Origin of the sequence: Paenibacillus sp. FSL K6-1330 (genome assembly GCF_037976825.1) — a bacterium.
GTDB lineage: Bacteria > Bacillota > Bacilli > Paenibacillales > Paenibacillaceae > Paenibacillus_AQ.
The window spans coordinates 4,703,092-4,729,421 of record NZ_CP150269.1; the positions used below are offsets into that span (position 1 = coordinate 4,703,092).

A 26,330-nucleotide genomic window follows, 5' to 3' on the forward strand; every position below is an offset into this window, starting at 1 on the left:
TCACTCCTCATGTATGCTTCCTATCCAATTGCAGCCGTTCAACTTCTTCTTCCGTAATGGTACGGGTACCATATCGGGCTTCCTCGTAAAGCTCGATCAAGGATTGTGGAATACGATCCTTCCTTCCGTCCCATTCCTTAAGATCGCTTTCGGTTTCCCGCGGTGTTAGCGATGCTTTCCAATGATAGCCTTCCCTGATACTTCGGGAAAGTATCATCCGATACATTTGGCGAATTTTCTCATTCAGGTGCTCTGATCCTTCTCCTGCTCGAAACTTTCCGCCGATACGCATACCGGACAACAGCCGTTTTAGTCGTTTGGATGCCGGGTCATGTTCAATATTCTCCACTTCATCCTCATAACCTAGTGAGGGCTGAATGTTCTGTCTGTTCATCATCCTGTTCATCCATGCAGAGAATCTTCGGTACAGCTTAGGCAGTACTTTGCCAAACCTGAACAGAACATACAAAATCCCGATCCCGATAGCGGTGAACACGCCATAGATCAGCACTTGCTCCAATACCTTCATCCATGGGCTCGGCGGCTTGGTTTCCTCATCGAGGAATGGGATTTCAGGCGGTGGCTCCGACATCGAAGGCGGCTCCGGGGCCTGCTGCGCTCCGGAGCCGAACCATCCGGAGATCCATGCAGCGATCCCTCGCGCCATATCAGAGACCCATTGCTGCAGCTGCGGAAGAAAAGCGACCACCGCGACCAGAAGCAGCAATACGATGATAAACCAGCGATTGTAGCGCAGAACTCGCCGTTCCAATACGGGTTGATCATTGCCTGGCAGTGTTTCATCCAACACCAACTGCCGATTGACAATCAACAGGGTTAATCCTAACGCCGCTGCCCCCATCCAGGTCAGAGATGAAATGCCACCCTGAAATGAATCCATGAAACTTAACATAAAACTGCTGACCCCGTACAAAATCAAACCTATTAAGAAATATGTCCCCGGAAACATCAAATTCCAGCTTACCTGCTCCATTCGGCTTCCGCGATAACTGGCAATAAATATCAGAGGGATGAAATAAGCAAGGGTCAAATCAACGCCTATAAATGCGATGGATACCGTAATGGAAATCAGGCTAGCCCATAAGGTTGCCTTAAACTGACGATCCAGCTTGAACCATCGCGCACCTGTATAGCCAAGTAAGTACCCGCCAAATACTAGGGCAGGCCATACCCAGCGGTACGATTCAGGCAGCAGATAGAAAGCCGGAATAAAGAGTACCGGAAAATAGAGTACGCATTCCACGAATCCCTGCAAAAAAGCCTTTATAAATCCAGTACCTCGTGAAGTCACGCAGACACCTCCTTTGCAGGAGACGGCACATCACCGAGGGGAAATACCTGAATCGTGTGCCCCTGGTCCCGAAATCGCTGAAACATCTCTTCAAGCCTGGGGCTGACATAAGTGCTCAAAATGAGGATATCCCTTACCTCTTCATGTCGGGATAGTTCATGGGCCAGATAATCATGAAAAGAAGCCTTGCGCGTCAGCTCCAGTCTCGCCAGCATTTCGAAGATCAGCTGCTGCTGCGTCATGCCGCCTGCAACGGGGACGAATGCTTCATCGGTTGAATCCTCGCCAAGCGTTCCGTTCGTCCCCATTCCGATCTCCATTCCCTGTGACAATAGATGAGCTGTAATGCCAGCCGCCAGGCGGATGCCATACTCGATCGGCTCCGGCCGCGTCGCTTTGCTCCACATCTGCTCATGATCCTCTATATTCAGATAAATCAAGAGTCGGCTGTCAGCTGTGGTATCCCGCCTGTGGACCTGTAGGGTGCCCGTCCGAGCGGTCGCTTTCCATTGAATATCCTTCAGCGGATCGCCGTCGCGATATTCACGCACGCCCGATATCAGGAAAGGATCCTCCAAGATCCATCTTCGGACCAGCATTTCGCCCATCCAAGTCTGGACCGGGAGGGCCATGTCCGACACATCCATCGGCATCGGATACACGATAATGCCACCGGACAACGTCTTACTCTCCACAATCGACTCCATTCCGACCAGATCCCCCGTCGTCATTGATACGGTGCCCAGCTTATACAGGCCTCTACGCTTAGCGGTAATCCGATGTCTGCGAAGGATCTTGGTCCAAGGCAGAAGACTGAAGAAGCTCTTATGGTTCTGATTGAATTGCCCCTCACTGATATCCAGGTTCAATTGGTTATCAAATGCCAGGCCCGAACGAAATTGGGATTCTACCCTTAACCAGGGTACAGGCAATGCTTTGCGGTTCTCAATGATTTCGATCAATTCCACGGAATCTCCCTCATAGCAGGTAGACACCTTGAAGGAACGGCTGTAGTTCAGCCTTTTCAATGCCATCCGTTTGAAAAGCTTGCCCTGCACGACTACGACCAAAGCGGCGATTAACAATATCCAGTAGGCTCCCATAGCAATCCGCCCCTACGACGAAATGCCTTCTTCTGTCGGTACGGAAACCTGCTGCAGCAACCGTTCGATCACTTCTTCCGCCGCGGCAGCACCGCCGCGGCTGTGGAGCGTCCCGCGAAGCTTCAACCGATGCGCCCATGTCGGGACAGCCAAATCCTTCACATCATCAGGGGTAACAAACTCCCTGCCCTTCAGGATAGCTTGTACCTGCACAGCCTTCAATAAGGCTTGGCAGCCCCTTGGGCTTACCCCGGAGGCAACCACTTCATCCCGTCTCGATTGCTCCGAAAGCGCAACGATATAGGATAACATCTCATCGCTGACATGTACTTTGCTGACGATATGTCTGGCTTGTACAATCCGCTCAGATGTTGCAATTGCCATTAGTGACTCCAAGGGTTGATCATCTTTAAATCGCTTCAGAATATTCACGCTCTCCTCCGAAGTAGGGTATCCCATATTCAGTTTGAACAGAAAGCGGTCCAACTGTGCCTCCGGCAGCGGAAATGTTCCTTGCTGTTCCAACGGATTCTGCGTCGCGATGACCAGAAACGGTTCTTCCAACTGATGGGTTACCCCGTCAATGCTGATCTGGCGTTCCTCCATGCACTCCAATAGACTGGACTGCGTACGGGGTGTCGCCCGGTTAATTTCATCGGCTAGAAGGATATTCGTGAACAAAGGACCCGGACGGAATTCAAACGTCGTGGATTGTTGATTATAGAAGTAAATGCCGCTCAGATCCGTCGGCAGCAAATCCGGCGTAAACTGCACCCTCTTAAACGTGCAATCAATCGACTTCGAGATGGATTTGGCCAGCAATGTCTTGCCTGTACCCGGCACGTCCTCCAACAGAACATGACCTGAAGTAACCATGGCAATAAACAGTCTGTCAATCAGCTTCTCTTTACCTACCATAACTTTGGAAACGTTTGCTCGAATGTCATCGGCAAGACGGCGAACGCCATGATAATCTATAGTAATTGTAACCACTCCTTATGTAGTTTAACTTTACAACAAAGTTCGTCATGACATCCCATAATTCCTGTTATTCGGGACAAAATAAGACCGATTGCATAATATACCGCCTTCTCCTTCTGTTACCATGAAGGTATATCCCGATCCCCTGTGCTTCCGATACGCCAAGAAGCTGTCCAAGGACAGCTTCCGAGAATGCACCCTTATTGCGACACGCCCGATATTTGAAGATCTATTCTGTCGTCCGTTCTTCCCGGGAAGCCGGATCCGTCCTGCTTTCAGGAATCAATAGTTTAGTCAGCTCCGCCTCAGCCTGCTCGCGACTATCGATCCGGATATCGATATAATGCCTAACTTCAGGCGGTCGGGTATAAAACGGCTCCAGAGATGCATTCCATAGCTTATAGTCCGGATGCCCACGGAAGCCGATCAGGTGATCCTTAATGCCGCTCCAGCGGACGAGGAATATATATTCATCCCGGTTCTCTACACACTTGTTAAGCTCATGGCTTACATATCCCTTTTTCGATAACAGAACGCCGGAAGCTTCCCGAAAAGCACTTTCAAACTCGCTTGCCAGCCCTGGCTTGATATAAAGTATCGCTGATTCCAGTATCATATCGCATCCCCCTCTTCGATATCCATCCGATCAACGGTAAGAAGTAACGCTTGTTATTTGGCAGCGCCATACTAGGAAAACAAGTAGGTGCAGTCAAGTATATGCTGATATAATGAGAAGCATGAATATACTTATAAGGATGAGACAAACATGGCATTCGGCATCTCGAGACAGGAACTGCAGCAATGGAAGCAGAAGGTCGCACAAGGAGACATCGCTTTTTTGACCCATTATTGGTATGACAAGCGGTTTCCGGAGTTCCATACCGTAACCAAAGTAGGCTGCTCGAACATCCAGCGCCTTGAGGACTGGTGTGTATCCAACGGACTTAATCCGGAATATATCCATTATCGCCTGCCTTACCCGCACTTTGATCTGATCGGTCCCAAGCAAACCGAATTACTGCAAAAGTACAGGCTCGAAGAGCATATCACCCGATTCGGTCTGTAAATGCCTATCGGCGTACTTTTTTAGGACAGACCACATATAGCGGAACTAACCCGCCTTGATCCACGGCCGTTCTCGCTCATGCCGTGCCTGATCAGGCGGGTTTTTTAGAATACTTTATCAACTGAATCGTTCCGAGGTTTTCTAATGGTTCTGTTCTATTTCTATACCATCATGTAACAGCTTCGCTAGTCATCTTCTTTAATGTCTTGTTAATCCAGATCGCAGCCGTCGCGCCTTCCCCCATCGCCACGGTGGTTAATTCGGAATGGACGCCCAGGTCACCGGCCGCCCAGAGTAATTCGACACTCGTCATTTTGGACCTTGGATCGGTCTTGACATGACGATTGTGCTCCAGCTCTGCCCCCAGTTGCTCGGCCAATTCGGAATAGATCATATTCCCGCCAAAAGATATGAACCCCCGCTCCGCGGGCACGATGCTCCCATCCTCAAGCATGACGGCTGATAGGATGCCGCCCTCCTCACGAATTTCTGACACCTTTTTCTCTATATACGGAATCCCGAGCTCCGCCAATTGGGACATATGCTCGGAAGAAGCTGGCTCCCCCTCATGATTGATGTAGATGATATCCTTGGTCCGCTCCGATAGCAGCACGGCCATACTGGCACCGGGATCACCCGATCCCATCACGACGGTCTTTCGATCCTGAATTTCATAACCATCGCAATCGGGGCATACAAAAACGGATGTGCCCAGCGTGGGCATCAGGCCTGGCAGCTTGGGAAAGCGGTCCATCACGCCTGTTGCGAGCAGCAAGGTTTTGGCCCTGTACTGAACTCCATCTTTACCGGTTAACACAAAATATTGAGCTTCATCACGCCCCGCCTTCCGGATATCATCAGCAGCAAACTTTACATCGACAGATTCCGCCTGCTGACGTCCGCGTCGCCTGAGCTCTTCACCAGGGACCCCATCCGGCCATCCGAGGATGTTGCGGTAGCTCTTGCATATGGTGGACCGCCCCATTCCCCGGTCGATCACCAGGACATTGTAGGCAGAATACCGCCCCAGCTGTATAGCCGCCTGCAGACCTGCAATTCCGCCGCCGATGATAATGCAATCTTTCACTTCGGTATCCGACATGTAGCTTTATCCACTCATTTCTATATCGAATTAAGAACTGGAACTCCTTGAATCAAAATATCCTTCAAGAAAAGAGGTACACCCTAAATATTTAACCAATCTGCCGTGATTTACTCCTGAAAAGTCAAATAGACCCCGGTACAAAGGCCGAGGTCTAAATCAATGAATCACAGGAGTAGCTGTCCGGCTAATGCACCGGTGATTACAACCAGCCACGGAGGGCTCTTCCAGAACATCAGCATTCCGAACAGACCCGCTCCGATCACAAATTCAAGCGGACTATGAATGGAGGATGTCCATATCGGATGATACAAAGCGGCCAGCAGAATCCCGACCACTGCCGCATTCATGCCTGTCAGCATGCCTTGCAGTTTAGGGTTTCTACGGATGCTGTTCCAGAACGGCATTGCCCCTACGATGAGCAGAAATCCAGGCAAAAAGATAGCGAGTGTAGCAACAATACCTCCAGGAATCCCCTGGATCAAGACCCCGAGGTAAGCGGCAAAAGTAAACAACGGACCGGGTACAGCCTGTGTCGCTCCGTAACCCGTTAGGAAATCCTCTTTAGACATCCATCCGTTCAGCACCGTCTCACTCTCCAGCAGCGGGAGAACGACGTGCCCTCCGCCGAATACAAGCGATCCAGCTCGGTAGAAGCTGTCCACAATGGCTACCCAACCATTATCGGTCAGCCCTTTAAGGATCGGCAGACCCACTAATAATACTACAAACATGCCCAAACAAAAGAGTCCGGCTCTCCGTCCGATCGGCATCTTGATCTCGGGTGCAGCCTCCTCGTTTGCTTGACGCTTGAACAACCACAGTCCCGATATGCCGGCCAGCGCGATGACCGTCACTTGAGAAACGGGACTCTGCCACAGCAGAACGACTGCCATGGCTATTAACGCTATGGCCGACCGTATGGGACCTGAGGCCAGCTTTCCTGCCATCCCAAGTACCGCTTGCGCTACGATGGCCACTGCGACAATTTTCAGTCCTTGAATCCAACCTGCCGAGCCGGGATCGAAAGTTTGCATCAAATAGGCGAAGATCATGAGCATGAGCACGGATGGTAACGTGAAGCCGAGCCAGGCGACGATACCGCCCCATAATCCCGCTCGCATCATCCCAACACCAATACCTACTTGGCTGCTAGCCGGTCCGGGAAGAAATTGGGCGAGGGCCACCAGATCCGCATAGCTTTTTTCGTCAAGCCATTGTTTGCGCCGCACATAAGTCTGGTGGAAGTATCCAAGATGTGCGATCGGTCCGCCAAATGAAGTGAGTCCCAACTGTAGAGCGGTCCACCAGGTTTCGCCGAGGGCACGCCACCTGCCAGAGGGCTGCCTATTGCCGACTTGAGCTTGTACTTGTTCTTTCTCTGTCTCCGGATTCAAAATCCATCGCTCCCCATATGCTTGATTAATGAAATGAAACGGTTAATTCGTGCATCCCAAGGTATAAAGAACATCATCAAATTTCAGATTATAACAAATACTCATTATCAATCTACCCATTTATGTAAACGCTATGTAAAATCTATATAGGATCTTGAATGCTACGATCTGAAGATCGGCACATAACCATGTAAAAAGAGCGCCCCACTTGACCACATTGTCCAAGGATCGCTCTTTTCTATTTACTTATTTCCCTTGCTGTTTGATCCATTATTGAGAGCACCATGTTGTGACCTCTGATATCACTCATTATGATTTTTGTTAGCTATTGGAGACCAGTCTATACAGCAGGGATGTTTGATGAATATGCTCTTTATACCTGGGATTCAACAAGAGGGGGGGGATTTCAATGACAATTGGAAAAATGAAGGATCAGTGGGGAATGTTACAGAATCATATCTTGCGTCCCCATTTGCCTGAAACTCGATGGATGACAGGTTCAAGGATCTTACGGATGCTGAAAACATATTCATCCGTCTTCATAAAACCCAATCTCGGAAGTGGCGGCAACGGAATCATCCGTGTCAATGAATTGAGTAGGGGATATGAAGTTCGCTGCGGCCCACGTCGGAAGATTGTTGGAGTTCACTCTGTCTTAAAAGCAATTGATTCATTTCGGAATTCAAAGCGTCGGTATTTGGTGCAGAAAGGCCTGCGAATGGCGGAGTACCATGGGGAAATCTTTGATATCCGTGTATACCTGCAGAAGCCAGAGGACAAATGGATCATTTCGGGTATGGTCGCCCGTGTAGCTGCACCTCATAAATTTGTGACCAACTATCATCAAGGAGGGCATGCAGAACCATTGCAAGAGGTTCTCTTAAAGCTCTTTCAGAATAACCAAACCAAAGTGGACGCCTGTTCTCGTAAAATAAAACAACTATCCATTACCATTGCCGAGACGGTTAATAAATGGAAATCGACTCGTGAATTTGGGGTTGATCTTGCCATAGACAAGAATGGCTACATTTGGATCCTTGAAGCTAATCCATATCCCGGCCATAGGTTGTTTACTCAACTCTCCGATAACACAATGTACAGAACCATTATAGAAAACAAACGGCGCATGGCAAAAAAAATACCATGATTGCAGAAGCTTTTATTACAGATGGGGAATGTTGGAAGGAATCCCCAACCTCCCAGGAGTTGAAGAGCTTCCTGAACGACAGCAGTGGTGGATTCCGCGCTTCCGCTTTCAGCAAGCCCTATTTACTCACAGGTATTCATCGTTGTCATGATGACCTCTATCGGTATTAAGCCTCAGGCTTCGCCTCTTTCGGTACGGAGAGATAACCTGGTTTCGCTGCACCAAAGCCGAAGATGAACAACACCACAACAATGGCAGACAAAACCGCCAGGGGCACCTTCCACCCTCCTGTCGCATCATGCAGGAACCCGATCAGCATCGGACCGACGGCAGCCAATAAATAACCCAGTGACTGAGCCATTCCAGATAACGCGGCAGCTTCTTGAGCCGTTTTGGTACGCAGGGTGAAGAACATCAGGGATAAACTGAAATTGGCCCCGCCTGAAATACCTACCAGCATCACCCATAGCAGATTCAAGGAAGACATGCCGGAAAATAAGCCTGCATATCCGGTCAGCATGGATAATGCAGAGATCGTCACCAGCAAACGCTGATTGGGATTCCGGCCAGCCAGAACAGGAATAATGAAAGAAAACGGCAAGCTGACAAATTGGAGAATCGAGAGCATCCATCCCGCCGCACTATAATCCATGCCTTGGCTTCTCAGAATCTCGGGCAGCCATGAGACGTTCACGTAGAACGTAAACGATTGAAGTCCCATAAATAAAGTAATGTACCAAGCAAGCGGTGACCTCAACACACTCTGTTGTTTGGTAGAAGTCGAACTGACCTCAGCTGTTTTTCCGGAACTGCGGCGCTGGATGATCCACACGATCAGAGCTAAGACGGACAATGAACCCCAAATGAGCAGGGACCCTTGCCAACCAAGCCCTGCTTGGGTAGCCAGCGGAATGCTAATCCCGGATGCGATCGCGGCGAGCAGATTCATCGAGGCAGAGTACGTGCCCGTCATCAATCCGATATGCCGCGGGAAATCCCGCTTGACCAGACTTGGAAGCAGCACGTTCCCTACGGCTATGGCCATTCCAAGAAATGCGGTACCTATTAACAGTGTATACGGTGATGATATCGAGCGTATGCCGATTCCGAATGTCAGCACCACCATACTCAGCAAAAGGGTATTCTCCAGTCCCCATTTTTTGGCCATGGCTGGTGCCATCGGCGATAATAGAGCAAAAGCCAACAGCGGCAGCGTCGTCAGCATGCCCGCCAATGTACTCGAAATTCCTATATCCTCTCGAATGATCCCGATCAGCGGACCTACCGAAGTAATCGCCGCTCTCAAGTTGATAGCAATAAGGATGATACCTGCAAAAATCATCCATGTGCGCCCTGCGGAATTTGTGTTTTGATCTATTGATGTTCTTGATGTCATGACATGGACTCCTTACTTTCATGCGATATGTAAAAATAAACTTATCCGAGTTTATCACAAACCCGGGCATTAGGCCATAGCCTCGGGAGGCTATCATGGCAGCTTTAAGGTCTAGTGTGTCGCCTATTCAGCGTTGTACATTAGCCTGTAGACGCACAGATAGAGCCCTACACAAGCGGGCTCCAAGCATACACGGATAATTTTTGGACTTCGCGAATCAATTCATTATACCGTTTTTGTATTTCCTCGGATGCGTACTGACGGAACTGCTCGAAGATTCCCATGCACCGCAGCATCCCGTTATCGCTTTTGATTCTTATCGAGTACGCGAGGCTGTCCAGGATGTGGGATAACCCGCGATCATACTGTTTAGCATTCAAATAGTATATCCCTAACTCGGCGAGGAGTCGGGTGTATTGGTTTAATGTGACGTGCACATTAATGTTGCTGATTTGGTTTTTCTGAGGTTTGTAATCGAGATACTTTTTAAAACGTTCAAGTATATAATCTACATTGAGCCGGTGTCGATTTGCTGCGAGTATAATATGACATAGTGCCACAAAGATTTCATCTTCTCTTGATTCAATGTATTTTACGTAATCAGACAAAACATTATAGTCTCCGGCCAATATAGAGTGCAAGTATCGGTTGGCTACAGCCCATTCATTAAACTGCTTTATGACTCTACATTCATCTTCGGTAGGGTCAATAATCCAATCAGGACTTTCGTAAATGCCCGTATAGGACAAAGCTTGTTCATAATCTCCACGTTCACTATAACTATTTTCTCGAGCTAAGTATGAATACAAGATATAAAAAACTAATGGATGATTACCTGAGTACTCAATTTTTTGATTCTGATATCTAGTCATGGCTTTAGATCCCATTTTTACAGCTAAATCATCCACTTTATCCCACTGACCCAATGAACCGCTGACATTTATTAACTCTACATATGCTGCAAGTTGATACTCTTCATCCAACCGTTCAATGTACGGCTCAAATAACACAACGGCCTGCCAATTAGATTCTTGATTGTCACTTAATCTTTGTAAAAAAAGACGGTAGTGACAAAGGGCGAGCCTTTCAGAGTGTTGGAACTTTTCACTTTCAGCAACACATTCATACAAAGCTGCCGCTGCGTTGTATTTTTTTTCGTTATAAAATGATTCTGCCAATTCAAATAACATCGGTGCGTAAGTAATGTTTTCCATTGCCATTCGTGCAGCTAAATGTAAACAATCCAACTCTGCACAGCGTTCAAGAAAAGCACCTAGTCGCCTCCAGTCAGGGGTAGCATGAAATATACATTCAAAAATATATTTATCGTAAAAGTGACCTTCCTTAAATCCAATACAGGAGGTGATCTGATCCAGTTGATTCATTGACATTGGACGGTTTCCATTAAGTATGCCGCTTAAAGTTCCACTGTTTATTTTTGATATTTTCGCAAACTGATTTATTGTCAAACCATGTTCTTGCAAATATCTAGCTATTTCTCCGCGAATCGTGGCTGTCGTCTCCAAGTAACAACCCCCCAGAAAAATCTATTAAATAGCATTTTCCTTTACACTTGAGGGCTCCAAGCGTACACGGATAATTTTTGAACATCGTTAATCAAATCATTGTATCGTTTCTGTATTTCTTTGGAAGAATACTGACGAAACTGCTCAAAGATCCCCATGCACCGCAGCATCCCTCTGTCGCTTTTGATTCTTATCGAATACTCCAAACTATCTATAATAAATGTTAAACCACGATCAAATTTTTTGGAGTTCAAATAGTATATCCCTAGCTCGGTAAGGAGACGAGCATATCGGTTCATCGTAACTTGTTCACTTATCTTGCCGAGACGGCTTCGTTGTGGTTTATATGCCTGATACTCTTTAAACTTCTCCAGAATATGATCTATGTTAAAGCGATGTCGATTTGCTGCTACGACAATATTGCATAAGGCAGTAAAAATCTCATCTGTTCTGGCTTCAACATAGTTTACATATTCAGATATAACGTCAAAGTCTCCAGACATTAACCTGTATAAGTATCGATTCGCTTTTGCCCATTCTTTAAACTGATTGATTATTATTTTTTCCTGATCGGAAGGTGCCTTTATCCAATCCGGGTCTTCATACATAGACAGATAACTTAATGCTTCCTCAAAATTTCCTGCTTCACGACGGACATTCGCTTGTATTAGAAATGAATAGAGTATGTAAAAGATTATGGGCTTTTCCTGTCCATCACTCATAATCGCGATTTTACAATTGTTCTTATATTGTAATCTAGCTTTATGACCCATTTTTCTAGCCAGCACTTCAATTGTGTCCCACCGCTGAAAAGAAATATTCACATTAATAAGCTTTCTATAAGCGTCTAATTGATATTCATCATCTAATCTATCAATATAATGCTCAAAAGATACTGCCAGCTTTAGATTAGCTTCCACATTGTCACTTAACTCCATTACAAAAAGCCGATATTGGCATAATGCAAGCCTTTCAGAATGCTGGAACTTTTCACTTTCAGCCACGCATTCATACAATAATGCGGCCGCTTTATACTTCTCCCTGTTGAAGAATTCCTCCGCCATTTCAAAAAGCATTGGCGCGTAATTGATGTTCTCCATCGTCATTCGTGCTGCTTTATGCAAACAATCCAGTTTATCCAGCTCCGCACATCGCCCCAGAAAAGGTCCAAGCCTCCGCCAGTCGGGAGTAGTATGGAAAATACTCTCCGTTATATAAAGTCCATAGAATTGTCCCTCTTCCAGCCCCATGCCTTCGGTAATCCGGTCTAACTGGTGCATAGACATGGGACGATTACCATTTATGATATTACTAAGTGTTCCGCTATTGATACCCGATATCTTTGCAAACTGGTTAATCGTCATACGATGATTCTGCAAATATTTAACTATCTCTCCGCGAATCGTGGCTGTCGTCTCCAAGTAACAACACCCCCAGATGGAAAACCAAATATTAGTATTATAAATATTTAATTACATGCTATTATTTTACATTCAGAAGGTCAATAATTTAATTAATTATTCAAATAAAGATGGCTCCACTATGTCTGGAACCATCTTTTGATTAAATCTATGAAGAAAATAAATTAGGTCGTTCCCGCACCATGAGACGAAGACGTCATATTTGTTCCTGCCCCATGACTATAAACAGCTGCTTTGGGAGTAGTAATAGGATCAGCACTTATAATCCCTGACGGAACTTCGAACAGCAAAACAAGACTACAGATTGTAAATAGATACGCAAGTTTTTTCTTCATATTATTTTTTGCACCTCTCTAACCAATATTTTCTTGAAAGTTGTTCTTCATTGATGAAACATAGTGAAATTTCCCATATTCCCCCTTACAGTATCATAAATCGATCTACTTGACATTACCAAAAAAAGAAAACTTTCCATGAACAAAGTATCATAGCGATACAATATCATCGGTAACCAATAGATGTTCCTATTTTTTTATTATTTAAAATCTGTACATCTTTCACTAAATATTTATACTTTAGTTGAAGATCGTTTGTGGAATAAGGACGAAATTGTTCGAAAACCCCCATACATCTAAGCATCCCCTTATCACTATTTATCTTAATCGAGTTTTCTAAACTATCTAAAATAAACTCAAGTCCACTCTCATAGCGATTAGTGTTCAGATAATAAATACCAAGTTCAGCGAGTAATCTTGTATATCGATCTGCTGTAACCTGCTGAATTATCTTTCCAATATGATTTCGTTGTTCCTTATGAACAATATATTTTTTAAACTTATCCAGAATATAGTCCACATCTAACTGATATCGATTAGCTGCAATCATGATGCTACAAAGCCCTAAAAATATCTCATCTTCTCTATCAGTAATAAAATCTACATAATCAACTAGTAAATCATCATCTCCTGCCATTAACTTGTATAGATATTTGTTTGCCTCAGCCCACTCTTTAAACTGCTCAATGACTCTGATTTCCTCATAATCAGGATCATCAATCCAGGTAGGATCTTCATATAAGGTTACAAATTCTAATGCCTTTTCATAATCACCACACTCATAACAAACAGTTGCTCGAATTAAATGCGAATATAGAATATAAAATATAAGTGGTTTATTTCGTCCTTCTTTCTTTTTGAAAATTTTACCAATATGTTGGTATTGAATTGTCGCTTTAGTACCCATTTTTAAAGCTATTGCATCAACCTTATCCCAACGATGCAAAGATAGATTTAAATTTACTAATTCTTTAAGCGCATCCAACTGGTACATCTCATCCAACCGATCCACGTATGGCTCAAAATAAACAGCTGCCTGCAAATTTGCATCCTGATCATCACCCAATTCCAACGTAAACAACCGATACTGACAAAGGGCTAATCTTTCCGAATGCTGAAATCGTTCACTCTCAGCCACGCTTTTATAGATCAAAACAGCCGCCTCATGTTTTCCCTCTTTGAAAAAAAGCTCAGCCGTTTCAAAGAGTAAGGGTGAATAAGAGATATTATCCATCGTCATCCGGACAGCCTTGTCCAGACAATTCAGCTTCCCAAGTTCCGCGCATCGGTGAAGAAACGGACCTAGCCGACGCCAATCCGGCGTAGCATGAAATATGCATTCATCGATATACAGCTCGTAAAAACAACCCTCTTCCAGACCCATACCTAACGTAATCCGGTCCAATTGCTGCATGGAAATCGGGCGGTTGCCATTCAGGATGTTGCTGAGTGTGCCGCTATTGACCCCCGATATCTCAGCAAACCGATTAATCGTCATTTCGTTCTTATGTAGAAACTCTTCCATTTGTTCGCGAATCGTGGCTGTCATTTCCAAGCTAACACCACCCTTTAGGATCAGAACCCAAATATTAGTATATTTCTCTATACAGTAATCATATTGATTAATATTCCAGCGGTCAATACTTATTTACGTCATTTTTTTACAAAAAATAACCAATACAATTTAAAAATGCCAAATTCAACACTTTTCTTTATGATTTATATATCGTCAGTTTGATCACTACGATGAGAAAAAGCGCTCCGAAATTTTCGGAAGCGCTTTGTTGGACAACAATAAGGGCCCTGACTTCAACCAAGTCAGGGCCCTTACTTACTATATCCTCTCCTAGCTCCTTCTTGCCTGAATTAATGTGAACCAATTCGAATCCCCATTAAATACACCGTATACTGTGTATACAGGCTGATAGAAGTTTTTCGTGTCATATATGAACGATAGCTCAATTCCTGTTATATCCAGTTGGTCACCCTTTTTAATAACGAGTTGATCATCCGTTAATATTGCATTTCTTTTGATTTGTGGAAATTCACCATTTTTGATACGATCATACACCTCTGCAGGAGACAATATATCTACTTCCTTAATAAATTGATTCTCTTGGAGCCCATTATTTATCGAATAGATACTGCCATCTTGTTTAAGACCGAGTAACAGCTCGCCAGTCCAATAACTCTCGTGTAGACCCGCTTTATCCGGGAGGGACCATTGAAATTCCCCGTCCTCCAATGCTGTAAAATCAGCGTCTTGAGGGAGTAGGCCAAGATCGGCCATTATGGTTTTGGCCTTCTGTGATAGCAGTTCTTGGTCATTGAATGAAGTTCGCTCCGGTGTATCATTGTTCTCGGTTAACGACCAGTTTCCCTCTTCGGATTGATAGAATGTATATGGTGTTCCTGATTTATCTTCCAATAGAACCTCTCGATCGCCATCCCAATCCTTAACCTTCAACTCAGATAATCCTAACTTCTGCTGCAGCAGGGCTTCTACTCCATCCGGCTGAGTGATTTTCTTGTAGACGGGGGCCACTGCAGGTGCCGAGCTTAACTGAAGGGATGTTGTTACATGAACATCTTTCATATTCCATTTGGTAAACGAGTTTATGGCCAGGTTTCCGAACTCCTGCTGGATGTAGACGATATTCATGCCGACAAAAAGCAAACCCATTAGTAGGGGTATCACCAGGTTTCCCAGAAGACTTTTCATTCTGACTTTTTTGTTATGAACAATGGAAGCGGCAAGTCTGTATAACTGATATCCAAAAATACCACCGAGCGTGTTGTTCAAGATATCAGCAAGCTCAAACAGTCCTGCTCCTGAAAGCGTCTGATAGGTTTCAATAAAGAGCGTAGAACTTACAACGACAAGAAGAAGCCACTTGAATGCTTTAAATTTTCGGCTGATGAAAGGCAGCAATATTCCCATCGGGATAAACATGATGATATTAAATATACCGTTCTGAAGATCACGTAAGGAATATTTGTTCCATGCTTCAACATAATCGCTGAATGGATGGAGATTCATCTGCAAGAAATGAGAATTGCCGCGGCCCAACATCGTTAGCTCAAGTACAAATACAACATATCCGATGAACAAGGCGCCAAGAAAAAGCTTGTTCATTTGAATCCGTGGCTTTCCCTCTGATTTTTGTTTTCTATAATAAAGATAATAATATAACATGATTAGAACGAATTCGATCCCGATAATTACGATGACCGGCAGCATTAAAAAACGTAGATTCGTATAGATTGCATCGATCCCCAAGACGAGGCCCCCCCCTTATGACTTTATTATAATGATGGTTGACACTGTCTTTCCTTGCAGCTTCAAGTCAGAGCCGGTCACTTTTATATACTCTCCTGCTTTAACGCGTCGATGATGTCTTCCTTTTTTACTTTCGCGCTGGAATATAGCATGGCAGAACCGACAATGACAAATACGGCGGCAATGACAGACAGAATACTCATCCAGGGAAGGACGAATCCGTAGCTAAATTTGTTCGCAAAGGCCATATAGATCAAATACATCACGACGAAGCTGATAGGAAGTCCGAACAGCAGTGATTTGGCTCCATAAAAAACACTTTCGTAGTTCATCATTTTCGCAAAGCCTTTTGGCGTCATTCCAACGGATTTCAGCATCGCAAATTCCCGCTTTCGAAGAGCGATGCTCGTTGAGATTGTATTAAAAATATTCGCAATCGAAATCACTGAAATTAATACGATAAAGCCATAAGTAAAGACGGACATCAATAGTATCATCTGTTCTTCCTGTTTTCTGGATTGGTACACATTGTACACATACAGATTAGGCTCTTTCATTTCTTCGATTTCCTGCTGCGTTTTCAGCGGGTCCGCACTTTTCAGATAGAGAAAGGTTTGAACGAACTCCCCGCTCTTATCGTCTGCCAGTTGATTTAGGACTCGTTCCGAGACGACGATATTTAACCCGCCTGTTCCGATTGAGTTCATCCCCATCGGAGATCGATCCGTCAACGCCGCAATGTACACTTCACTTACATCCGTCACTTTTTCCGTTTCCTCATCGAACGTAGTCAAATCGAGACTTTGCCCAACATTCGCATGAATAGCCTTCGTATGGACATATTTTCCCGTATCCATATCTTTATAATCGATGGTATCGATCACGATGGCGGAGAGATGTTCCGGATCCGTCAGTAGCTCGTAATCTGCGCCGACTGCTTTGGCATAAGCCCGCAGGTTCGAATCGTTTAATGCATTGATTTTAATATCGTAAGGATATTTTCCGTCCTTCAGCATACTCTTATCCTTCTTGACCGCCTCCTGCAATTCATCGGCGATGGACGCTTCCTCGATCCAAGCGTTCCTGTACAACTCATGAATCACGCTGTATTCCGATACATCCGAAAGGGATGCAATGGACTGAACCAACCGATCGTCTATTCTTTTTTCATTGCCGTAAGATAGTTCTATATCATAGTTGACGCCTTCCTGCGACATGGCCAAGGATTGTTTCAGATTACCGGTAAAAAATGATACCGTTAAAAACAAAGCGATGCTGATCACGAGCGAAAATACGGTAGCATGGTATCTCCGCTTGTTCCTTTTTAAGTTCTTCAATCCGATCTCCGCTTCGATTCCGAAGAGCTTTCGAATCCATTTCGGCGTTTCCACGCTTTTGCCCGAAAGCTTCACATCGGTAGTTTGACGAATCGCATCCATGGCTGAAATCCGGGATGCTTTGACGGCCGGGAGATACGTCGAAATGAAGATCGTCAACATGGAGACAGCGCAGGCAATCAAAATCGATAACGGCGTGACGATCACCGTTAGCTTTTCAGTAATTCCTAAAGCCCCTTGAATGATAGCGTTAATGAACTGAAAGGTAATACCGATCCCGGCAAGACCGCATAGGATTCCAACCGGAATGCTGATCAAGCCAATAATGACACCCTCAAAAAACACCGAATTTCTCTTCTGCCTTTTCGTAGCCCCCACGCTTGCAAGCATCCCTAAATGGCGGGAACGTTCCGAGACGGAAATTGCAAAAGCATTATAGATCAGCGAAACTGAGCCGATCATAATGACCGCCATCAGGATCACCGATAAGGAGACCATCGTGCTGTACGAGGCTTCGCTTTTGGAAACGCCATAATAATGAAGCAAATCGTGATGATATTGGACCGTTTCGATCTGGTTGTTCTCTGCCAGGTTTTCTGCATGTGCGAACAAGGACTGATTGACTTTTTGCAAGACTACCGCCGCATTGACTCGATCGTTTGCCCCGATGATGTTTTCATCGACATAGCTAATGGTCGTATACCCCGGGGCCCACGCCGGTTCCCATACGGGAGGTTTGATGAAGCCTACGATCGTGTAATCCCTTGTCATCGTATTATGCAGCGTTTCGTTCTTTTTGTTATCTACGATGCGCAGCGATTCGGTTTGGCCCAGCGGTTGATCATTCCCTTCCTCGAATCGTTCGCCGACGCGCAGAGTGAGACGATCCCCGATTTCATATTTCACCTTGGCGTTTGTCGCAGCGGCTTCAGAAATCACAACTTCCTTGTCGGTTTGCGGCAGACGCCCCTTGCTCACTTCAATCGGAAATTGCGCTAAACCTTGTGCATCATAAGCCTTGATGAACCAATATGGCTTATTTGGATTTTGTCCCCCTTCTAATGGGGCATAACCAAGATCGTTTGTGATCGCAAGGGTCTTGGTTGCGTCATCGTTTTTTATCGCTGCAAGCTGTTCCTTGTTTACATCTTGATATAGGACATGCCATTCCCCTTCATCTGCGATGGTTTGCCTTTTCATTAAATCCAAGTAAGAAAAACCAAGCGTTGCAACAGCCGTCACCATGGCAACTGACATGATGACACCTATGATGGTTACAAGCGTTCTTCTCTTGTTTTCCCGCAAATGTCTGACGGTGAGTTTATTGACAATATTCAAGGGCGAATCACCTCGTCTTTGGCAATCCTTCCGTCTTCAATCGAAATGACTCTGTCAGCTTGCAAAGCGATTCGTTCGTCATGCGTGATCACGATCAATGTCTGGTGATAGGTTTTATTCAACATTTGCAATAAGTCGATGATCTCGCTGCTATTCTTGCTGTCCAGATTCCCGGTCGGCTCGTCCGCCAGCATAATGGCAGGATTACTAATGAGTGCTCTGCCGATCGATACCCTTTGCTGCTGTCCGCCTGATAATTGATTAGGCAGATGGTTTAAGCGATGTTGCAGATTCAAAGTCTTCACGAGACCATCCAACTGCTGCTTATCTACCTTTTGGTTATCAAGCAAGAGCGGGAGCGTAATATTCTCTTCCACCGTCAAGACGGGAATCAGATTGAAAAACTGGTAGATCAGGCCGATTTGTCTGCGCCTGAAGATGGCCAGCTGTGTTTCGTCCAAGTTATACATGTCCGTATCCTCTACGAGGACTTTGCCGCTCGTCGGCAAATCCACACCGCCCAGCATATGCAGCAGCGTGGATTTCCCCGATCCTGACGGGCCAATGATGGCGACAAATTCACCTTTTCGGACCGAAAAGGAAACATCGTCAAGCGCCTTTACCGCCGATTCGCCCTTTCCGTATATTTTAGACAGATGATCTATTTTTAAAATTTCCATTGTCATATCTCCCTCCCTTCATGCTCAATTCCAGCTATATACCATCTCTTTATATCCAACATCCCACAGGGTTACATTTCCCTCAATGGTTATCGTAAGCTCATTGGCCTGAGGGAGATAAATGGAGCTCATATCCGGCTCATGGCGTCCGGCTTCTACAGATACAGTCAGTAACTCATGTCCATCGGCGGTAACCCTAATGCTGCCTCGAGAATCCTCCTGATCGGGAATTCCATAATTCAAAAAGAGGTACACCTCCTTCTTATTGCCTAACGTGTACCTGTACGTTTCCTTGTTTTTGCCTTCAATGCTGTACATATTATATTGGGGTTCCACGTCTTGACCGCCTATCTTAAGACGGTTCGGTTTCGTTCCCGTTGATGGATTGCCGTTACTGTCCTTCCATTCGTTTATCGCCACAAAGGGGCCCATCTCTTTGGTGAACACTTGATCAACCACCCCGAAGATGCCCCACACCCCGAGCATCAAAACAACGCTGGAAATACCCGCAGCAGCAATATTTCTCCAGATGTTTTTCGAGCGAAAGCCAAGTTTGTACGCCCCGAATCCGATGGCTGCGCCCGTTGAGTTCTGTATGACATCGTTCACGTCGAAGCTGCCGAGGAAAGTTAGCGCCTGAATCGTCTCCAGCAGAAGGATGGATAGGATGAACAATGTCATGAAGCGAACAAAGCTAGTCCGATATAACAACGGAATCAATATGCCAAAAGGGATAAAGGCTGCGATGTTTCCGAAACCCACAAAATCCATCAATGTAGGATGTAGAAGATCTGATAGACTTGGCACCCTGAAAAAACTGTCAGGTAAAAACATAAAGGTGTACTCGGAGATTTGATCTACCTTACCTACTCTGCCGAAAGCGAAAAACAAAAAATAAAGAATAAACAGGGTGTAGAATATCGTGATAGCAAAAATAATTTTACGTTGTTGTTTCAAATGCATGGTCGTACCTCCATCGTTCATCTGTTGAATATCATTGTATCTCTCTAAAATGACTTTTCAGTGACGATGGAGGTGACAATTCAGTCACTTACGGAGTGCCGCTAAATCACGTGCTTATAAAATTTAATCCGAAACTGCGTACCCTTGTCGCTGCTGCTCGTCACATCGATCACTCCGTTCTGACTTGCAATAATGCTGTAAGCCATCGCAAGACCAATGCCGATGCTCCCCTCGCTCGCATTTTTCCCTTTATAAAAACGTTTGAAAATATAAGGCAAATCTTCTTTTGGAATTCCTTTTCCGTTATCAGCGATGATAATTTCCGTAAATAGCGCATTTTCGGAAAAAGAAATGGCTATGAGTCCGCCTTCATGCGTGTGCTCAACGCCATTTTTCAAAATATTGATAATCGCTTCGGCCGTCCATTTGAAATCACCGACAAACGAAACGCTGTCATCGCCCTTGATGGAAACCGTTTGGTCCTTGATTTCCATCGGAATCAACACCGGTTCTAATGCCTTTTGTATAAGCTTATGAACGAATACTTGATCTCTTTTGAACTGGATTGTCTTTTCCTCGATTCTCGATAGCTTTAACAAAGAAGAAACAAGCCAATCGATTCGTTCAAGCTGAATACGGATATTGCGGGTGAACTCCGTTCTTTTCGTTGGAGGCAGGTCGGGTTTGCTTAGCAAATCTGCCATCACCGTCATGGAGGTAAGCGGCGTTTTAAGCTGATGCGAGATATCGGAAATGGCATCCGTCAGCCCCGTTTTGTCTCGCTGAAGAAGCGATCGCTGCTCCGATAGCATGAGTGTCACTTTATAAATATCATTTTTTAAAATGCTAAGCTCGCCTTCTTGATTATCACGAGCGTCAAGTGAATAATTGCCTCTGCTTATTTCACGCAAATAGACGGACAGCTGTTCAAGTTCGCGGTATCTCCATTTCGTGAATAACAGACTGCTTCCAATAAGTAATAAAGACATGATGAAAACGAGCGTCGCAGCTACAGACGAAATGAAAGCAGCGGCAACGCCCCCCACTAAACTGATGGAACCCATGATCAACAATAATATCTGAATCTCTCGATTTCGCAGCATCTAATCACCGACCTTATATCCTAAACCGCGTACCGTTTTGATCATCGTGGGGTGCTGCGGATCATCCTCCAGCTTTTCCCTTAGTCTTTTGATGTATACCGTTAGCGTATTGTCGTTCACGAAGTCGCCTGCCACGTCCCAAATCTGCTCCAAAAGCTGATTTCTTGACAGAACTTGTCCAATATGGTTACCAAAAATCAACAATAAGCGATACTCCAGAGCGGTCAATGAAATTTCAGCGCCGTTTTTATACACTTTTCCTTCCAGCGTATTCAAACGAACCTGGTCAATGTTAATGATCCCTTGGGTCTGAGACGACTTATGGTATCTCCGCAAGACGGACTTGATCCGCGAGAGAAGCTCGCGAATACGAAATGGTTTTGTAATATAATCATCCGCTCCCATGTCAAGCCCCATCACGACATTGACCTCATCGTCGATCGCCGTTAAGAAAATGACCGGAATATCTCGTTGCTCTTTCACCATTTTGCATAATTCATAACCGCTTCCATCCGGGAGCGATAAATCAAATAAGCATAAAGCGAATTGATCTATATCTTCAGCGAGCTCTTTTTTTGCAGAAACGACATCATGGCATAGAACGGTAGAAAAGCGATCTTGCTGCAGCGAATACTCCAGCCCGGACGCAATCGTTTTATCATCTTCCACTAACAATATTTTCATCTGTAGATCTTCTTTACGAACGACCATGGAAGAATAAGCCTCCTACATTCAAATGTCCGCTAGTTTAAGACTAGCGGTCGTCAGGCATTTTTAAAGCACACTCTTGATCTTTTTCCGGATTAAAGATGTGGCTCACCCAACATTAACACGTTATCAGGAATCCATGCAAAAAGCGATGGAATTGAAAACAGTCCTATCATTAAGCGACCTCAGTAGTTAACTGGCAGGAAGAAATTAGCGTATAGAAAAACGCTAAGCCTGTCAAGATTGAAGGCTTAGCGTTATATTCATTATCATGTTTCCCGTCTCAACGCAAGATGCTTACCCAAGAACCAAACGATCGTCCGACAACTTATGGCCGCTAATCTGCTCAAATTCCCCGAGCAGCTGCGCCACCGTCAGGGATTTCTTGCGCTCTTGGTCTACATCCAGAATGATGCGTCCCTTATCCATCATAATGAGGCGATTGCCAAGACGGATGGCTTGCTCCATGTTATGCGTGACCATGAGCGTGGTAAGCTTCATGTCGCGCACGATGTCATCGGTTATTCGGGTGATCAGCTCCGCACGCGCCGGATCGAGCGCTGCCGTATGCTCATCCAGCAGCAGGATTTGCGGCTGCGTAAAGGTTGCCATCAGCAAGCTTAGTGCTTGACGCTCCCCTCCCGACAGCATCCCGACTTTGGCTCGGAGCCGATCCTCGAGTCCAATGCCAAGCCGCTCTAAGTGCTTGCGGAAGCCCGCCCGCTTGGAGGCTGTAACGCCTATGCTGAGCCTGCGGGACTGGCCCCTACGATATGCCATCGCGAGATTCTCTTCAATGGTCATATGCGGCGCAGTGCCCGCCATCGGATCCTGGAATACCCGGCCGATCCAGCGACTGCGACGAAATTCCGGCAGATGGCCGATCGAAGTGCCGTCAATGCACACTTCGCCTGCATCCGGTCTCATTACCCCGGAAATGATATTCATCAGCGTGGATTTGCCTGCACCATTACTTCCGATAACCGTTACGAAATCCCCCGGATTCAAGTGAAGATTGACATCCATCAAGGCAATCTTCTCATCCACCGTTCCCGGATTAAACAGCTTGGACACATGGTTCATCTCCAGCATCAGAGCGCACCTCCTTTGGTCTTCCCTTGCGTAGCTAACAGTTCGGTTGAGCGCCTCCGTGCCTGTGAACGCTGCTTCATCGCCCGGTTGATGGTCGGAACCACGAGAGCGATAATGACGATGATCGCGGTGATCAGTTTTAAATCTGAAGCTTCAAGCCATGGAATCTCATAGGCAGCGGCAACAACAATCCGATAAATAATCGAACCGCAGACTACAGCCAGCGTCGTCCGGAATACCGAACCGGCCCCAAGCACGGCCTCGCCAATGATAACGGACGCCAAACCGATCACAATCATACCGATACCGGAGCTAATGTCGGCAAAACTGGATTGCTGGGCAACCACTGCGCCGGATAAGGCCACCAGACCGTTTGAAATGCTGAGCCCCAGAATGGTTGTGGTGTCCGTGTTCGCACCAAAGCTGCGGATCATCCGCTTGTTGTCCCCTGTCGCGCGCAGCGCTAGACCAAGATCCGTACGGAAGAATGCATCGAGCAGCAGCTTGCCGATGATCACAATCACTAACATAATATAAATCGGATCAATCGATCCGAAGATATTCGCTTCCTGGCTCAACGAAATATTAGGCTTACCCATAATCCTCATATTGATCGAATACAGGGCAATCATCATAATAATGCCTGAAAGCAAACCGTTGATCTTACCCTTGGTATGCAGCAGGCCTGTACAGATACCGGCTAACATACCTCCGGCAAACGCAGCCAGCGTAGCAAGCCATGGATTCACACCGTTGGTAATCAGAATCGCTGCAATCGCTGCGCCTGTCGTAAAACTTCCATCCACTGTTAAATCCGGAAAATCCAAAATTCGGAACGTGATATATACCCCGAGTGCCATCAGCGCATACAGCAGCCCCAATTCAATCGGACCATCCAGCCTCATCACGAAATCCAGCATGTCATTGACCTCCTTAAGGATTAAGAAGTAAGGCGCGGGCTGTTATCTCCGCGCCTTACAGTTACTCGATGATGTTGTTATCCGGGTCTTTGACTTCCTGTTTCATGGCGTCGGTCACTTCAATACCATAGTCAGCCGCAACCTTCGTGTTCAAGATCAGATCCAGCTTATCCGGCTTCGTCACTTCCATGTCCGCCGGATTTTTGCCGTTTTTCAGGATCTCTACAGCCATCTGTCCAACCTGATAGCCGTGGTCGTAATACTTAAATCCGACGGTTGCAAAAGCCCCCTTCTCCACCGTATCGCGGTCGCTGGAGAAGAACGGAATTTTATTCTTTTGTGCCGTTTGGATAATCGCGTCAACGCCGCTGACCACAACGTTATCCAACGTGATATAGTAAGCATCTACCTTGCCGACTAACGATTCCGCGGCCTGTTTCACTTCGGATGTGTTCGTTACAGCCGCCTTAACCAGCTCGATGCCATGCTCGGCGAGCGCCTCTTCAGCCGTCTTTGCCATAACCACTGCATTGGCTTCCCCTTCATTAATGACAAGGCCGATCTTCTTCACATTCGGGAAGTTGGTGCTGATGAAATCCATCAGCTGTTTAGCTGCCTCCGGGTTGGTATCCGATGCACCGGTGACGTTGCCACCTGGCTTCTGCAAGTCGCTTACCAGCTTTGCGTCAACCGGATCGGTCACCGCTGCGAACAGTACCGGCTTTTCCTTTACGTTCTCTGCCACTGCCTGCGCGGACGGGGTGGCGATAGCGACCACCAGATCCGATTTCGTATCCTTCAGCTTCTGGCCGATCGACAGGTTGTTCGCTTGATCGCCTTGCGCATTGTTGTAATCGATTTTAAGCGTGTTGTCTTCCTCGGAAATTCCGGCTTCCTTCAAAGCCGCCAGAATGCCTTCCCGCGTTGCATCCAAGGATGGATGCTCTACGATCTGCGAAATAGCGATGCTATAGGTTTTCTTCTCCGCTTCTCCGCCGCTGCCCGTTTGAGTCGTACCGCCGCCTTCCGGCTTGTCCCCGCATCCTACCGCTGTAACCAGCAGTGCGGAGAGTGTAAGTGATAACCACATTTTTCTCTTCATCATGATTCCCCTCTCATTTGTTAACCGCTTCAATAATTTTCTACATAAAGCGACAACGCTTCCCCGCTTTCATAGACGAAAGCATTAAAGTCAAAAAATAAGTCGTTCCTATTGAACAACGGTCTATTATGAACATTTTATATGTACCCAATTGTTTTCGTCAATCAAGATTTTATAAAGCATGTAATGGTTTACATAAAGAACATCCCCGGACGTTACAAGCTTCCGGGGATGTCAACTAAACGAAATATTATTTATATAGTAGAAAAAATCCGGAGCGTCTACAAAATGGACCGGCCCTGCATCGTCGCTAGCCACGCTTCTGCCATGAGCGCATGACCTGCGGGGGAAGGATGAACACCGTCAGATGCCCAATAACTCATCTCTATCTTGGAGCTGGCTGCAGCAAAAATGCCGTCGAGCGGAACGTACAGCGTCTCAAATTCTCGCGATAATTCGCGAACGGCCTGAATTTTGGGATCCAGATCCTCCCGCCATTCCTTCTTGGCTTCCGTAACAGGCAGCAAGAACGGCTCCATGAGAATAAAATTCGCGCCGGTTAACTCGCGGGTTTGGATAAGCAGCTCACGATACCCCTCATAGTAGGCTTCCACGGACGTTGCTTCACCACGGTTATACTTCCTGCCGGTCTCATTAATACCGACCAGGATGGATACCCATGTCGGATCCAGGTCAATACAGTCTTCCTCCCAGCGCCCCCGCAGATCGACAACCCGATTACCGCTGATTCCGCGGTTTACAAAACGCAGCCTTTTCAAAGGCAGCTCCATACCAAGCCGGGCAGCAGCCATCAGCGCATATCCATGCCCCAAACTGTCCGACTCCTCGTAATTTCGCCCGCAATCGGTAATACTGTCGCCTTGAAACAATACGAGTGCATTTTGCTCGATATGTACCATGCTGTTCAACGCCTCCAATAATTGAAAGTGTTCTCAAGCTCACCCCTTCATCATAACCGCTTTCCTGCAATCGTGAAACCCCTTAAATTCACATATCATGG

22 protein-coding genes are annotated in these 26,330 nt (G+C 46.0%); 2 read left to right on the forward strand and 20 right to left on the reverse strand.

Annotation, left to right across the window (positions count from 1 at the left end; all coding sequences use genetic code 11):
- Window positions 1–7: 7 nt before the first annotated feature.
- The 4 genes from NYE54_RS21235 to NYE54_RS21250 form a co-directional block, all read right to left on the reverse strand.
- Window positions 8–1,312, reverse strand: coding sequence for a DUF4129 domain-containing protein (locus NYE54_RS21235; protein ID WP_339266037.1), 1,305 nt, complete (start codon window positions 1,310–1,312; stop codon window positions 8–10).
- Entirely contained in the window at window positions 1,309–2,415 is a 1,107-nt protein-coding gene (locus NYE54_RS21240) for a DUF58 domain-containing protein (protein WP_339266039.1), read from the reverse strand. Before NYE54_RS21240 ends, NYE54_RS21235 begins: the two co-directional genes overlap by 4 nt.
- A gap of 12 nt (window positions 2,416–2,427) precedes the next feature.
- The gene (locus tag NYE54_RS21245; RefSeq protein WP_339266040.1) at window positions 2,428–3,408 is read right to left on the reverse strand and encodes a MoxR family ATPase; all 981 of its coding nucleotides are present in this window, start codon (window positions 3,406–3,408) and stop codon (window positions 2,428–2,430) included.
- A gap of 217 nt (window positions 3,409–3,625) precedes the next feature.
- Window positions 3,626–4,012, reverse strand: a complete 387-nt coding sequence (locus NYE54_RS21250; RefSeq protein WP_339266041.1) for an antibiotic biosynthesis monooxygenase — start codon at window positions 4,010–4,012, stop codon at window positions 3,626–3,628.
- Window positions 4,013–4,162: 150 nt separating this feature from the next.
- On the opposite strand from NYE54_RS21250, the gene NYE54_RS21255 reads away from it, so the two are divergent.
- Window positions 4,163–4,462 (forward strand): hypothetical protein, encoded by a 300-nt coding sequence (locus tag NYE54_RS21255; RefSeq protein WP_076322071.1) that lies wholly within the window; start codon window positions 4,163–4,165, stop codon window positions 4,460–4,462.
- Window positions 4,463–4,631: 169 nt separating this feature from the next.
- On the opposite strand, the gene NYE54_RS21260 is transcribed toward NYE54_RS21255, so the two are convergent.
- Together NYE54_RS21260 and NYE54_RS21265 are read right to left on the reverse strand one after the other, a co-directional pair.
- Entirely contained in the window at window positions 4,632–5,564 is a 933-nt protein-coding gene (locus tag NYE54_RS21260) for an NAD(P)/FAD-dependent oxidoreductase (RefSeq protein ID WP_339266043.1), read from the reverse strand.
- Window positions 5,565–5,731: 167 nt separating this feature from the next.
- Complete coding sequence (locus NYE54_RS21265; protein ID WP_339266044.1) at window positions 5,732–6,961, reverse strand: chromate transporter; 1,230 nt, start codon at window positions 6,959–6,961, stop codon at window positions 5,732–5,734.
- 409 nt (window positions 6,962–7,370) lie between these two features.
- On the opposite strand from NYE54_RS21265, the gene NYE54_RS21270 reads away from it, so the two are divergent.
- On the forward strand, window positions 7,371–8,108 hold the full coding sequence (locus NYE54_RS21270; protein WP_339266046.1) for a YheC/YheD family protein: 738 nt from the start codon (window positions 7,371–7,373) through the stop codon (window positions 8,106–8,108).
- Between the two features lie 166 nt (window positions 8,109–8,274).
- Here NYE54_RS21270 and NYE54_RS21275 read toward each other — a convergent pair whose 3' ends face one another.
- From NYE54_RS21275 to NYE54_RS21340, 14 genes are all read right to left on the reverse strand, one after another.
- Window positions 8,275–9,504, reverse strand: a complete 1,230-nt coding sequence (locus tag NYE54_RS21275) for an MFS transporter (protein ID WP_339266048.1) — start codon at window positions 9,502–9,504, stop codon at window positions 8,275–8,277.
- Between the two features lie 167 nt (window positions 9,505–9,671).
- A complete protein-coding gene (locus NYE54_RS21280; protein WP_339266050.1) occupies window positions 9,672–11,030 on the reverse strand; it encodes a helix-turn-helix transcriptional regulator in 1,359 nt (452 codons plus the stop codon).
- Window positions 11,031–11,071: 41 nt separating this feature from the next.
- Complete coding sequence (locus tag NYE54_RS21285) at window positions 11,072–12,451, reverse strand: helix-turn-helix transcriptional regulator (RefSeq protein ID WP_339266052.1); 1,380 nt, start codon at window positions 12,449–12,451, stop codon at window positions 11,072–11,074.
- Window positions 12,452–12,952: 501 nt separating this feature from the next.
- Entirely contained in the window at window positions 12,953–14,341 is a 1,389-nt protein-coding gene (locus tag NYE54_RS21290) for a helix-turn-helix transcriptional regulator (RefSeq protein WP_339266053.1), read from the reverse strand.
- 291 nt (window positions 14,342–14,632) lie between these two features.
- Window positions 14,633–16,066 (reverse strand): VanZ family protein, encoded by a 1,434-nt coding sequence (locus NYE54_RS21295; protein ID WP_339266055.1) that lies wholly within the window; start codon window positions 16,064–16,066, stop codon window positions 14,633–14,635.
- A gap of 83 nt (window positions 16,067–16,149) precedes the next feature.
- Window positions 16,150–18,741: an FtsX-like permease family protein gene (locus NYE54_RS21300; RefSeq protein WP_339266057.1), complete on the reverse strand. Its 2,592-nt coding sequence runs from the start codon at window positions 18,739–18,741 to the stop codon at window positions 16,150–16,152.
- Entirely contained in the window at window positions 18,738–19,421 is a 684-nt protein-coding gene (locus NYE54_RS21305) for an ABC transporter ATP-binding protein (protein ID WP_339266059.1), read from the reverse strand. The genes NYE54_RS21300 and NYE54_RS21305 overlap by 4 nt, the downstream gene beginning before the upstream one ends.
- Before the next feature lie 24 nt (window positions 19,422–19,445).
- Window positions 19,446–20,384 carry a VanZ family protein gene (locus NYE54_RS21310; RefSeq protein ID WP_339266061.1) on the reverse strand — a complete coding sequence of 313 codons (939 nt, stop codon included), beginning with the start codon at window positions 20,382–20,384 and terminating at the stop codon, window positions 19,446–19,448.
- Window positions 20,385–20,485: 101 nt separating this feature from the next.
- On the reverse strand, window positions 20,486–21,487 hold the full coding sequence (locus NYE54_RS21315; RefSeq protein WP_339266063.1) for a HAMP domain-containing sensor histidine kinase: 1,002 nt from the start codon (window positions 21,485–21,487) through the stop codon (window positions 20,486–20,488).
- Entirely contained in the window at window positions 21,488–22,171 is a 684-nt protein-coding gene (locus NYE54_RS21320; RefSeq protein WP_339273597.1) for a response regulator transcription factor, read from the reverse strand. It abuts the gene before it with no gap.
- Window positions 22,172–22,492: 321 nt separating this feature from the next.
- On the reverse strand, window positions 22,493–23,287 hold the full coding sequence (locus NYE54_RS21325) for an ABC transporter ATP-binding protein (RefSeq protein WP_339266065.1): 795 nt from the start codon (window positions 23,285–23,287) through the stop codon (window positions 22,493–22,495).
- Window positions 23,287–24,207 (reverse strand): ABC transporter permease, encoded by a 921-nt coding sequence (locus NYE54_RS21330; protein ID WP_339266067.1) that lies wholly within the window; start codon window positions 24,205–24,207, stop codon window positions 23,287–23,289. The genes NYE54_RS21325 and NYE54_RS21330 overlap by 1 nt, the downstream gene beginning before the upstream one ends.
- A gap of 61 nt (window positions 24,208–24,268) precedes the next feature.
- Window positions 24,269–25,309 (reverse strand): ABC transporter substrate-binding protein, encoded by a 1,041-nt coding sequence (locus NYE54_RS21335; RefSeq protein WP_339273599.1) that lies wholly within the window; start codon window positions 25,307–25,309, stop codon window positions 24,269–24,271.
- A gap of 281 nt (window positions 25,310–25,590) precedes the next feature.
- Window positions 25,591–26,229, reverse strand: coding sequence for an SGNH/GDSL hydrolase family protein (locus tag NYE54_RS21340; RefSeq protein ID WP_076322084.1), 639 nt, complete (start codon window positions 26,227–26,229; stop codon window positions 25,591–25,593).
- Window positions 26,230–26,330 lie beyond the last annotated feature (101 nt).